The organism is Methanosarcina sp. (assembly GCF_049706645.1).
Taxonomy (GTDB): Archaea; Halobacteriota; Methanosarcinia; order Methanosarcinales; family Methanosarcinaceae; genus Methanosarcina.
In genome coordinates, this window is sequence record NZ_JBNAKP010000062.1 from 16891 (window position 1) to 29936 (window position 13046).

Consider the following 13046-nt stretch of genomic DNA (forward strand, 5'->3'; position numbering starts at 1 on the left):
AAAACAAGTTTTTATTTATGTTCAGTTACTTCCTTCAATCAGGACTATCAATTCTATCTAATTTATTCTATTCTGGAGATTAACCTATTCAGTCAGGAGGAAGACAATGCGAAGGGACTATATAGACACGGGCTATAGCCCGAAGGATACCGATTTGATCTGTGAATTCCATATCGAACCGTCGGCAGGAGTGAATTTTGAGGAAACTGCAACCCATATGGCAGGGGAAAGCTCTATAGACTCCTGGACTGAAATTGCCACATTGAGTCCCGAACTTGCTACCAGGTTGAAGCCCCATGTTTTTTACGTGGACGAAGGAGCACAGACTGTACGGGTGGCTTATTCGGATGAACTCTTTGAACTCGGTTCGGTCCCGCAGGTTCTCAGTGCGGTCGCAGGAAACATCCTGAGCATGAAAGTTGTTGACAATCTGAGGCTGCAGGATATCGCTTTCCCGAAATCAATGCTCTGTGAATTCAAAGGCCCTAAATTCGGGTTGCCGGGAATCAGGAAACTTACAGGTGTGCAGGACAGGCCTCTCATAGGAACTATTGTCAAGCCGAAAGTGGGATTAAACTCTGAAAAACACGCCGAGGTGGCTTACAATTCCTTTGCAGGAGGTTGCGACCTTGTCAAAGATGATGAGAACCTCACGGATCAGAAATTTAACGGCTTTGAAAAAAGAGCTGAACTTACCCTCAAGCTTGCAGAAAAGGCAGAATCCGAGACCGGAGAGCGCAAAATGTATCTCTGCAATATTACTGCCCCGACCTGTAAGGAAATGATCCGCCGCATGAATGTCCTTAAAGACCTGGGTGCCAGCTATGTAATGGTTGATGTTGTGCCTGCGGGCTGGACTGCGCTTCAGACCCTGAGGGAAGAATCCGAAGATGCTGGATTGGTCCTTCACGCGCACCGCTGCATGCATTCGGCCTATACCCGAAATCCACGCCATGGAATAAGCATGCTTGTCGTTGCCAAGCTCTGCAGATTGATCGGGCTTGACCAGCTTCACATAGGCACGGTTGTCGGGAAAATGCACGGAGCAAAGCACGAGGTTCTGACTCTTCGGGATGAGTGTGTACTGGACAACGTGCCTGCGGACAAAAGCCAGCACGTTCTTGCCCAGGACTGGGGAGGATTGAACCCAATGTTCCCGGTTGCGTCCGGAGGGCTTGCCCCGACTATGATTCCTGACCTGTACTCTATTTTCGGAAGGGATGTTATTATGCAGTTCGGCGGTGGAATTCACGCACATCCTATGGGCACGGCAGCCGGAGCCACTGCCTGCAGGCAGGCACTTAAAGCAGCCCTTGAGGGAGTTAGCCTGCAGGAATATGCGAAAAACCACAGAGAACTTGAAGTTGCCCTCGACAAGTGGCTGAAGAAATAAACCCGAAAAAGAACAACAGGAATTAATAATTAGAAAGGAGCTTACCTCCTGTGCAGGCAGAAAACGGAGATAGAGTAAAAACCCTTGTCTTCCGGGTTTCCAAAGAAAATTTCGATTCCGTCCTTGACAGGGCGGCAGCGGTTATCCGGAGCGGCGGGACTGTGGCCTTCCCCACGGAAACAGTCTACGGGCTTGGAGCTGACGGCTTGAATCCCAGGGCAGTCCTGAAAATTTTCGAGGCAAAAGAACGCCCTCCAGGAAATCCCCTTAGCCTGCTTGTTCATTCAAGGGAAGATATTGAAAAGGTGGCAAGAAATATTCCGGAAAACGTTTTCAGGCTAATAGACGCTTTCTGGCCTGGCCCTCTTACGATTATCCTGGAAAAAAACGATATCGTTCCCGATATTACCTCAGGAAACCTGCAATCAATAGGAGTCCGGATGCCTGACCATAGAATTCCTCTGGAACTTATAAAGAGAGCAGGCACTCCTCTTGCTGCTCCCAGTGCCAACCTGTCAGGAAAGCCCAGCCCCAGCCTTGCAGCCCATGTCATATCGGATCTTACTGGCAGGGTTGACGCAATTCTTGACGGAGGAAAGACTGTCATAGGCCTTGAGTCAACTGTAATTGATATGACTGTCGAGCCGCCTGTTATTCTAAGGCCAGGAGCCGTGAGTATGGAAGAGCTTGAAAATGTTATAGGGAAGGTCAGATCCGGATACAAAAACGGCGAAGCAGAGAATGAATCGGATCTGTCGGAAAGGAAGGCAGGTCAGAAGTACGGGCATTATATCCCTGATACAAAGGTCGTGCTTGTCGAAGGGGAAGGTAAACCGGTTTCTGACAGGCTTGTCAAATTACTTGAAAGTTACAGAAGTGAAGGGCAGAAAGTCGGGCTTCTTCTCAGTAAGGAAACCAGTGAAGAAACTGCAGCTTTTCTTGCTTTGAAAAATCTGGGTTCGGATGAGTGCTTTTTGCTGGGGTCCAGGAAAAAGCCGGAAGTAGCTGCGGGGAAACTTTTTGAAGGGCTCAGAAAGCTTGATAAGAAAGGGCTGGATGTAATCGTAGCTGATGGATCTTTCAGCCGTTCAGGGCTCGGGGAAGCGCTCATTAATCGACTGAGGGAAGCTTCTTCCATAAAGATTGCCGTTTAAGCTTATTGTAATACATAATTCAAGATTCAGTTAAATGTTTGAGAGGGATGGTTTTGAAAGCAGAAAAAAAAGAAAATCTGGTAAAAGTGCGGGCTTATAAAAAAGTCTCAGATCAAAATAAAAAAGTAAACAAAATCAATCTTGTAGTGCTGGCTGCGGGCCTGCTTTTAACGGTTCTTGGCATGGAAAAGGTAGGGAGTTATCTTCTCTGGACCGGTATGTTTGTTCTCTTTATAACCGCAATTTCGGGCATTCTTGCATCGGGATCTCTTCGCAGGCAGCGATAATACTGATTTTTCTTTTTTAGAGGAGCTTTCAAATGGGCGAAACGATTGCAAGTAAAGAGATGCACGAGTATTTCGACGAACTTGAAGCAAGACTCAAAGAGGCCATCAAGATCGCAAATAAGGCTCGAGCCCGTGGAGGAGACCCAAAACCCATTGTAGAAATTCCCCTTGCCAAGGATCTTGCGGATAGGGTTGAGAACCTTATAGGAGTAGAGGGGGTCGCTGCAAAGATCCGGGAGCTTGAGACAAGGATGTCCAGGGAGGAAGCTGCTCTCGAAATCGGACGCCAGGTCGCCGAAGGGGAAGTGGGAAGTTTCGCAACAAAAAAGGATGCGGTTGAAGCTGCGATCCGGGTTTCCATGGCCACCCTTACGGAAGGAGTGGTTGCAGCTCCGATTGAAGGGATTGATAAGGTCGAACTGGGGAAGAACGATGATGGTTCGCAGTATATTCGGATTTTCTATTCCGGTCCCATCCGGAGTGCAGGTGGGACAGCCCAGGCCCTTTCCGTACTCGTTGGCGACTATGTAAGACGTGGGATAGGGATTGATCGCTACAAGCCAAGGCCTGAGGAAGTAGAGCGTTATGTGGAAGAGATCCTGCTTTATAAAAGAGTCGCAAGCCTGCAGTACACGCCCTCGGAAGACGAGATTCGCCTGATAGTCAAGAATTGCCCGGTCTGTATTGACGGCGACCCAACCGAAGATGCCGAGGTTGAAGGGCACAGGGATCTGGAAAGGATTGGGACAAACCGTGTCAGAGGGGGAATGTGCCTTGTACTTGCCGAAGGGCTAGCCCTTAAAGCACCCAAGGTCAAGAAACATGTTAATAAGTTGAACATGGATGGATGGGATTGGCTGGAAACACTCATTGGGGGCGCAAAAGGCGGATGCGATGAAGAAAATGAGCAGAAAAACAAGATTAAGCCGAAGGATAAGTATATAAGAGACCTGATTGCAGGCAGGCCGGTTTTTTCCCACCCATCAAGGCCAGGAGGGTTCAGGCTCCGCTACGGCCGTTCCAGAAATACTTCTTTTGCATCTGCAGGAATCAATCCGTCTACTATGGTTCTGCTTGACGATTTTATTACTAACGGGACTCAGCTCAAGGTTGAAAGACCTGGAAAAGCCGCAGCCATGTCTGCCGTAGACTCGATAGAAGGGCCAACTGTGCGCCTTTACTCCGGAGACCTTGTCCGTATAGACAATATAAAGGAAGCGTATGAGCTTCGCCCGCAGGTCGAGGTAATAGTAGATATCGGGGAGATCCTGATTAACTACGGGGATTTCCTGGAAAATAACCATCCTCTCATGCCTTCACCTTACGTTTTCGAATGGTGGCGCTATGACTATGAAGCAGCCTGCCCTGAGACAATACCTGAAGAAGAATTGAAGAATCCGTCGGTAAATCTGGTTCTCAGGCTTGCGGAGGAGTACGATGTCCCTCTACATCCGAAGTTTACTTATCTCTGGCACGACATAAACCGAATCGAATTTGAAGCTTTAAGAAAATTCGTGGCTGAGAAGGGGGATTTCTCGATTGAACGCGGGATTCTCAGCTTACCCCTGAAAGCCTGCCTGGAAAATGGTATTAAATTTATACTTGAAAAACTTCTTGTACTTCACAGGGTAAAAGCTGAGACTATCCTTGTTGAAGAAGCTCTTCCTTTTATTCTCTGCCTTGGACTTGATTGCCACCTGAAAGAGAAGGGCCGGATGCCTGATATCGAGAATACGGTGGACATTGCAGCCCTTTTAAGCGGGTTCAAAGTTTTCCCCAGGGCTCCTTCGAGAATAGGGGCAAGGATGGGAAGACCGGAAAAATCCGACCTGCGAAAGATGTCTCCTGCAGCTCAGGTTCTCTTTCCGATAAGCAATGCCGGGGGGATTACGCGGAATCTTGTGTCTGCTTCAGATTACTCGGCTTCCATGAATGGGAAAATAGGCGAAATTGAAGTGGAAATTGGACTCAGGGAATGTCCTGGCTGCGGGAAAGAGAGTTATTTCTGGCGCTGCGATTGCGGAGAGTATACCCATCCCAAGCTCTCCTGCCCTCGATGTAAAATTGAGGTTCGAGGCTCTGAAACCTGTCCTAAATGCGGTAGAAAGCCAAATTCGGTTGCAAATGTCAAACTGGATTTCCGTTCCATTTACAAGCAGGCCTTTGAAAATGTAGGGGAAAGGGAAAAATTGGATCTTATAAAAGGCGTAAAACGGCTAATGAACGGGCAGATGACTCCCGAACCTCTGGAAAAGGGAATTTTGCGGGCGAAACATGATGTCTATATTTTTAAAGATGGGACTGTCCGCTATGACATGTCAGATATTCCACTTACACATATCAGGGCTGACGAAATCGGGATAACGGCAGCCATACTTCGGAAACTCGGTTACGTGGAGGATATTTACGGAAAGCCCCTTGAAAGGGATGATCAGGTTGTCTGCCTGAAGGTCCAGGATCTTGTAATTTCTTATGACGGGGGCAATTATATGCTGCGTACGGCAAAATACGTGGATGACCTGCTTGTCAAATATTACAGGGTTGAGCCCTATTATAATGCCGAAACAATCCAGGACCTGGTAGGCGTGTTGCTTATCGGGCTTGCTCCTCATACCTCCGCGGGCGTGCTAGGGCGGTTGATAGGGTTTACGAAAGCTTCAGTCGGCTATGCTCATCCTTTCTTTCATGCTTCAAAACGCAGGAATTGCGATGGGGATGAAGACTGCATAATGCTTCTCATGGATGGGATCCTCAATTTCTCGAGGTCTTATCTTCCGGATAAGAGGGGTGGGAAAATGGATGCTCCTCTTGTACTTACTACCAGAATCGATCCCAAGGAAGTAGACAAGGAAGCGCATAATATAGACGTACCTGCAAGATACCCTCTGGCGTTCTACAGGGCTACCCGGGAGATTAAAAATCCGACAGAACTTGAAGGTCTTATGGACTTAGTGAGTGGCCGGCTTGGAACTCCGGAACAGTATGAGCATTTTATGTTTACACATGATACTGCGGATATTGCCGCAGGCCCGCTCAACTCTTCGTATAAGACTCTTGGGAGCATGATCGAAAAAATGGAAGCTCAACTTTCCCTTGCTAATAAAATAAGAGCAGTGGACGCTCCGGATGTGGCTGAAAGAGTGCTCAAGTCCCATTTCCTTCCTGATCTTCTAGGAAATCTCCGCTCCTTTTCCAGGCAGCGGATGCGTTGTATAAAGTGCGGAGAGAAATTCAGGCGCCCTCCTCTAACCGGAGCCTGTCCTAAATGCGGAGGTAATGTGGTGCTGACCGTGCATGAAGGAGCTGTCCGTAAATATCTTGAGGTCTCAAAAGAAATTGGGGAAAGGTACGGAGTTTCCAGTTATACCCGACAGAGAATTGAACTTCTGGATAAAGATATATGTTCTTTATTCGAAAATCACAGGGTTAAACAGCTAGGACTTTCGGATTTTATGTCCGGGTCTGCGCGCTAAGAATGAACAAAAGGAGAGGCGAATACTTAAAAAAAAATTATTCTGATGAACTGGAAGGACGTAGGGCAGTTTGAGAGCCCAAAAATACAGAAGTATTTATTAATTAGTTCTCTAATTTTACTGCATACAATCCTATTCTCCTTCTGGGGAGAGACCTTTTCCAGATTTAGATTGTTTCTTACAGGGAAAAATCCACTCTATCAAAGTTAACACTTTTCTATACACTTTTTACGTAATTATATAATTACAAGGCTATTTATATATTATCTGTTTGATTATCTGTATCTCTCACTGAGTGGATTTATGTATATAGTTGAGCATCTTTTCTCTCAAATTCGGGGTGGGTTTTGATTAAATCTAATTTATTCCACAGGCAGCCCAAGAGAATTGATTTGCCCTATAAGTTCAGTAAAGTTTTCAATCTCGAGCTCAAGGACCTCTTCTCTGCTCATGCCTATTGACATTTCACCGTCTACAGAAAGGCACTCCGGGCCCCTTCGAACAAGCCTATCAACCCCGTCTCTTTTAAGGGCTTCTCTAACTTCCATATCGTGAACAAAGGCTCTTCCGGGGATGAAAACAGTCTCACTTACTTCCGAGAGGTCCAGCTTTTCGAGATCATCAATAGTTATCAGGCATCCAATATCCTTTTCCGGGGAGACAACATTCACGGAACCTCCAAGAGCTTCAAAAATTTCCCTCAGTCTTGGGGCTGCTATCTGGCCTGTAATGATAGTAGCTTTTTTTATGATTTTCGGAAGTTTTTCAAGGGTTTCGGGAACATTCCGGATGGCAAAAGGAGAACCGATTAAGGGATCTTCAAGTGGGGTTCCTGTGATCCTCATGGAAGGGTGCTTCGCTGCAGAACTGCGTACCAGCTCTGTGAATTCTTGAACCGTATGTGGAGTTACACCCGGAATAATAGGGGCGTTGTTCAGGATAAGCCCGTTTTCTGGGAAGTTTGCAAACCTCATCAGGATAGCTCCTTTTGCACCCATAGTTTCCAGGTCACTGAGGGTTATATCAAGGGTTTCGCCATCGTTTACCCCCGGAATAAGCACAATGGCTCCGTATACGTCACAGTGAGTGCAGAAGTCCCGGAGAACCTGCAAAGAAGCTTCGGGCTCGGGATCTTTCATGTATTCAGCTCTCAGAACCGGGTCAGTTGCAAAGACTGTAAAACTCACTTCTGTGACTCCGTGGTCTATATAGAAAAGAGCATCATCAGGCCTGCTGAAACCTTTTCCGCTTGTGTACCCCAGATGTATAGGAGTTTTGAATTGAGACAGAAATTCGACAAGCTTTTTCAGCTCCGGGTAGCAGCTTAAATCGCCTCCTCCGCTGATAGTGAATTTTTTTATCTCTCCGCTTCCAAAATATAGTTTTCTTGCAGTCTCATCCAGTACAATTTGAAGGGGCTTGAAACCTGAGTATGATTCTTTTACACTGCGGGTACAGTAGTCACATCCTTTTTTGAAAGGAAGACAGTACTTGCAGCCCAGAGGTTGAATGTCTTTGACCTTTTTAAAATAGCAATATTTACAAAAGCCTCTACAGTCTACCCCTGGATTTCCACCTACGTCGACAACTACTTCCATATTAAACTTTGGTATTATTAGGATATTACTAAATCTTTTTGGTATGACTCTCAGGTGACAGAATATCATCTTAAAAATATTAATGTCAATTTCCCCCCTTCTTAAAAAAAAACTTTTCTATGTAATTTTGTTTATTTTTGATTACTTTAAGTAACGTTAAAATTTTATTTATCGATTGATATCGTTTTTTTATATAATTATACAAAAATAGATTTTAGATTAATAAAATCCATTTTAAAAAAATACATAAATTCATCGAGCGGAGAACACAAAAGATTTAAGTACCTTCTAAACGAATGAGATTTCATTGGGAAAGTGGACACTTAAAAACGATACGGTACTTGATTTATGAGTGCAAAAGCACTTGTGTAGGTGACCAGTCCCAAAATGATTTTAATAAATTAAGGAGGAAATTAAAGTGTCTGACACAGTAGACATCTACGACGACAGAGGAAAACTGCTCGAGAGCAATGTCGACATTATGAGCCTTGCTCCAACAAGAAACGCAGCAATTAAAAAGATCATCATGGACACCAAGAGGTCTGTTGCAGTCTCCCTCGCAGGTATTCAGGGTGCACTTGCCAGCGGCAAGATGGGCGGAAAGGGCCGTCAGATCTTGGGCCGTGGGCTCAACTACGACATCATGGGCAATGCTGATGCAATTGCAGAAAACGTTCAGAAACTTGTCCAGGTCGATGAAGGCGACGATACCAACATCATTAAAGTCAAAGGCGGAAAGAGCCTTCTGATCCAGGCTCCACAGTCCAGGATGATTGCAGGTGCCGACTACATGTCCGCAACCACAGTTGGTGCAGCAGCAGTCACCCAGACAATTCTGGACATGTTCGGAACCGATATGTACGATGCTCCCATCGTAAAAGCCGCTGTTTGGGGAAGCTACCCACAAACAATGGACCTCATGGGAGGAGCAGTTCAGAGCATTCTCAGCATCCCCCAGAACAACGAAGGTCTTGGCTTCTCCCTCAGGAACATTATGGCAAACCACGTTGCAGCAATCTCCAACCGGAATGCAATGAACGCATCAGCTCTCTCCTCTATCTATGAGCAGGCTGGTATTTTCGAGATGGGTGGAGCAGTCGGTATGTTCGAGAGGCATCAGCTCCTCGGTCTTGCATGCCAGGGTCTCAACGCCAATAATATGTTATATGATGTTGTAAAGGAAAACGGCAAGGACGGAACTATTGGAACCGTTATTCAGTCCGTTGTCGGCAGGGCAATTGAAGACGGCGTTATTTCCGTTGACAAGACCGCTCCCTCGGGATACAAATTCTACAAAGCAAACGATGTCCCCATGTGGAACGCCTATGCAGCAGTTGGTACCCTTGCAGCAACTCTCGTGAACTGTGGTGCAGGACGTGCAGCTCAGAACGTTTCCTCAACACTTCTCTACTTCAATGACATACTTGAGAAAGAGACTGGTCTCCCAGGATGCGACTACGGTAAAGTACAGGGTGTCGCAGTAGGGTTCTCATTCTTCAGCCACTCAATCTACGGTGGCGGTGGACCTGGTGTCTTCAACGGTAACCACGTTGTTACCAGGCACTCCAGAGGATTCGCAATTCCCTGCGTATGCGCAGCAGTAGCTCTGGATGCAGGTACCCAGATGTTCACAATCGAATCGACATCCGGCCTGATAGGTGACGTATTTGGTGGAATTCCTGAATTCCGCGAGCCGATTAAGGCAGTTGCAGGAGCGCTCTAAAGATATAACTCAAAAGGTCTAACGATGTCAGACTCTGCTTCAAATACAGAAGATTCTATTCAAATCGAAATCTTTCCCAGTAGAATCCTGTCTCCTGAAACAGCTCAAAAGCTCATAGCTGAAATTTATAAGGTTGACGGGGTAGTCCGCGTTATGGTGCAGGGCAACAGGCTGCCTGAGAAGGTGTCTGCCGGCCCCGGCACCGGGGAAAAGGTGGAACATCCACTGAGAAAGCCTATTCAGATTGGAGATCAGGTTATTGAATTGAGGATTTGTGTGGGCAGGATCAGGGTTGAACTTTCAAACGCCGAAGCCAAAGAACAGCTCAGGGAAATCTGCGAAAAATTACTCCCGTTTCCCTTTGAGTTCAGGGAAGGACATTTCTTCAGGAAAAAGCCTAGTGTAACTGATTATGCTAAATTTGGTCCTGAAGCAGACCCCCGGTTGCTTGGTATGGTAGACGCTAAAGCCAGGACAGACCAGCTCATCTTCATTGAGAAACAAGAGAAAAAAGAAGAGAAAAAGGATAAAGATGAGTGAAAAAGTATGATGATCGATCGGGAAACACAGGTAGTTGACTGCCGATGTGGCGCAGGACTTGGCAAAGGAGGAGGACTTGCCCAGCGAGGTACTCTCTCGGAAGCCGGCCGTGCTGAGGTCGTAGCTATTGCCATGAGTCCCGGACAGAGACATATCACAAAACCGGTATGTGAGATCACGTACGGGATGAGGAAAGAAAACATTCAGGTCAGTGTGCTGGTACTTTACTCAGGTTCCGGAATTCCTGAATCAGGTATGAGAACCGGGTCCTTTGTATTGAGTCCGGTAGAAGTCGCACAGATTGAAATGCACAAGCTGGCTGTTATTCACCTCGGAAATATCAGGGACCATGTAATCAGGAAGGCCAGGGAAATTCTGAGCCAGGCTAATATCCCGGCGATTGTAGTCAGCCAGATTCCGGTAGATTTTGAAGATTTTGCAGAAGCAGGGATAAAGACGAGATTAGTGATGCCAAGGGATGAAAATATTCGTACAAAGGGAATTGTGATGGATATGGTGAGCGGAGTTACACGCGGTGACTCCTGTCCCAGGGACAAACTAAATTTAATCGTTAAACACGTCAAGACTACATTAGACCAGTTAGAAGATCATAAAGGAGTTGCATGAGATGGCTTACGAAGCACAATTTTATCCAGGCGCAACATCAGTTGGCGCTAACAGAAGAAAGCATATGTCTGGAAAACTTGAGAAACTCAGGGAAATTTCAGATGAAGACTTAACCGCAGTTCTCGGACACCGTGCCCCAGGAAGTGACTACCCAAGCACCCACCCACCACTTGCAGAAATGGGAGAACCCGCATGTTCGACCCGTGAAAACGTTGCAGCTACACCCGGTGCAGCAGCAGGAGACAGAGTTAGATACGTCCAGTTTGCTGACTCAATGTACAACGCTCCTGCCACCCCATACTTCAGATCATACTTCGCAGCAATCAACTTCAGAGGTGTAGACCCAGGTACCCTTTCCGGTCGTCAGATTGTCGAAGCCCGTGAGAGAGACATGGAACAGTGCGCAAAAGTTCAGATGGAAACCGAGATGACTGACCACGCACTTGCCGGTATGCGCGGTGCAACAGTCCACGGTCACTCTGTCCGTCTTCAGGAAGACGGTGTAATGTTCGACATGCTCGACAGGAGAAGACTCGAAGGTGGCACCATCATTCAGGACAAGGACCAGGTTGCAATTCCACTCGACAGGAAAGTAAACCTCGGCAAGCCAATGTCCAGTGAAGAGGCCGCAAAGAGGACCACCATCTACCGTGTGGACAATGTAGCCTTCAGGGACGATGCAGAAGTCGTTGAATGGGTACAGAGAATATTCGATGAGAGAACAATATACGGATTCCAGCCGAAATGAGGTGACCACAATGGCAGCAGATATTTTCTCAAAATTCAAAAAGTCAATGGAAGTTAAGTTCACACAGGAATTTGGTACAAACAAGCAGTCTACCACGGACATCACCGGCAAGACAGAAAAGTTCCTGAGGCTTGGACCTGAGCAGGACCCCAGAAAGGTCGAAATGATCAAAGCCGGTAAGGAAATTGCAGAGAAGAGAGGTATTGCATTCTACAACCCCATGATGCACATGGGTGCCCCACTCGGCCAGCGTGCAATCACACCTTACACAATTTCCGGCACTGACATTGTCGCAGAACCTGACGACCTGCACTACGTCAACAACGCTGCAATGCAGCAGATGTGGGACGACATCAGGAGAACCTGTATCGTCGGTCTTGACATGGCTCACGAGACTCTCGAGAAGAGGCTGGGTAAGGAAGTTACTCCTGAAACCATCAACCACTACCTCGAAGTCCTTAACCACGCCATGCCCGGTGCAGCAGTGGTTCAGGAAATGATGGTCGAAACCCACCCTGCCCTTGTTGATGACTGTTACGTGAAAGTTTTCACAGGCGACGACGCACTTGCAGATGAAATCGACAAGCAGTTCCTTGTTGATATCAACAAGATGTTCAGTGAAGAACAGGCAGCCCAGATTAAGGCCTCCATCGGCAAGACAACCTGGCAGGCAATCCACATCCCAACAATTGTCTCCAGAACAACTGACGGTGCTCAGACCTCCAGGTGGGCAGCCATGCAGATCGGTATGTCCTTCATCTCCGCATACGCAATGTGTGCCGGTGAAGCAGCCGTCGCTGACCTGTCATTCGCTGCAAAGCACGCAGCCCTTGTCTCCATGGGTGAAATGCTTCCAGCAAGGCGTGCACGTGGACCAAACGAGCCCGGTGGACTTTCCTTCGGTCACCTCTCAGACATCATCCAGACAAGCCGCACCTCCGAAGACCCAGCAAAGATTTCCCTTGAAGTCGTCGGTGCAGGCTGCATGCTCTATGACCAGATCTGGCTCGGATCCTACATGTCCGGTGGTGTCGGATTCACACAGTATGCAACAGCTGCATACACTGATGATATCCTTGACAACAACGTGTACTACAACATTGACTACATCAATGACAAGTACAACGGTGCTGCAACCGTCGGCAAGGACAACAAGGTAAAGGCAACCCTCGAAGTCGTAAAGGATATCGCAACCGAGTCCACACTCTACGGTATCGAGACCTACGAGAAATTCCCAACCGCCCTTGAAGACCACTTCGGTGGATCCCAGAGAGCAACCGTGCTCGCAGCCGCAGCCGGTGTTTGTACTGCAATCGCAACTGCAAACGCAAACGCTGGTCTTTCAGGCTGGTACCTCTCCATGTACCTGCACAAGGAAGCATGGGGCAGACTCGGATTCTTCGGATACGACCTGCAGGACCAGTGTGGTGCCACAAACGTTCTGTCCTACCAGGGCGACGAAGGTCTCCCAGACGAACTCCGTGGTCCAAACTACCCCAACTA

Annotated in this window: 10 protein-coding genes; 9 read left to right on the top strand and 1 reads right to left on the bottom strand. The window is 47.3% G+C overall.

What is annotated here, in order from left to right; translation table 11 throughout:
* Window positions 1-106 precede the first annotated feature (106 nt).
* From rbcL to ACPK8D_RS16260, 4 genes are read left to right on the top strand one after another with little or no spacing between them, the layout of a single operon-like run.
* Window positions 107-1393 carry a type III ribulose-bisphosphate carboxylase gene (gene rbcL, locus ACPK8D_RS16245; RefSeq protein ID WP_424718897.1) on the top strand — a complete coding sequence of 429 codons (1287 nt, stop codon included), beginning with the start codon at window positions 107-109 and terminating at the stop codon, window positions 1391-1393.
* A 50-nt stretch (window positions 1394-1443) separates the two neighbouring features.
* Window positions 1444-2547: an L-threonylcarbamoyladenylate synthase gene (locus tag ACPK8D_RS16250; RefSeq protein ID WP_424718898.1), complete on the top strand. Its 1104-nt coding sequence runs from the start codon at window positions 1444-1446 to the stop codon at window positions 2545-2547.
* A gap of 47 nt (window positions 2548-2594) precedes the next feature.
* Complete coding sequence (locus ACPK8D_RS16255; RefSeq protein ID WP_424718899.1) at window positions 2595-2834, top strand: hypothetical protein; 240 nt, start codon at window positions 2595-2597, stop codon at window positions 2832-2834.
* Window positions 2835-2866: 32 nt separating this feature from the next.
* Entirely contained in the window at window positions 2867-6307 is a 3441-nt protein-coding gene (locus ACPK8D_RS16260) for a DNA polymerase II large subunit (RefSeq protein ID WP_424718900.1), read from the top strand.
* Between the two features lie 362 nt (window positions 6308-6669).
* Here the strand turns inward: ACPK8D_RS16260 and mmp10 are convergent, their stop codons facing one another.
* Complete coding sequence (mmp10, locus tag ACPK8D_RS16265; RefSeq protein ID WP_424718901.1) at window positions 6670-7905, bottom strand: methyl coenzyme M reductase-arginine methyltransferase Mmp10; 1236 nt, start codon at window positions 7903-7905, stop codon at window positions 6670-6672.
* 418 nt (window positions 7906-8323) lie between these two features.
* Between mmp10 and mcrB the strand changes: the two genes are divergently transcribed.
* From mcrB to mcrA, 5 genes are all read left to right on the top strand, one after another.
* Window positions 8324-9628 carry a coenzyme-B sulfoethylthiotransferase subunit beta gene (gene mcrB, locus ACPK8D_RS16270; protein WP_424718902.1) on the top strand — a complete coding sequence of 435 codons (1305 nt, stop codon included), beginning with the start codon at window positions 8324-8326 and terminating at the stop codon, window positions 9626-9628.
* A gap of 24 nt (window positions 9629-9652) precedes the next feature.
* Complete coding sequence (gene mcrD, locus ACPK8D_RS16275) at window positions 9653-10168, top strand: methyl-coenzyme M reductase operon protein D (RefSeq protein ID WP_424718903.1); 516 nt, start codon at window positions 9653-9655, stop codon at window positions 10166-10168.
* Between the two features lie 6 nt (window positions 10169-10174).
* Window positions 10175-10795: a methyl-coenzyme M reductase I operon protein C gene (gene mcrC / locus ACPK8D_RS16280; protein ID WP_424718904.1), complete on the top strand. Its 621-nt coding sequence runs from the start codon at window positions 10175-10177 to the stop codon at window positions 10793-10795.
* A gap of 1 nt (window position 10796) precedes the next feature.
* On the top strand, window positions 10797-11543 hold the full coding sequence (gene mcrG / locus ACPK8D_RS16285) for a coenzyme-B sulfoethylthiotransferase subunit gamma (RefSeq protein ID WP_424718905.1): 747 nt from the start codon (window positions 10797-10799) through the stop codon (window positions 11541-11543).
* 10 nt (window positions 11544-11553) lie between these two features.
* Window positions 11554-13046: coenzyme-B sulfoethylthiotransferase subunit alpha (mcrA, locus tag ACPK8D_RS16290; protein WP_424718906.1), on the top strand; the 1493-nt coding region annotated here is incomplete at its 3' end.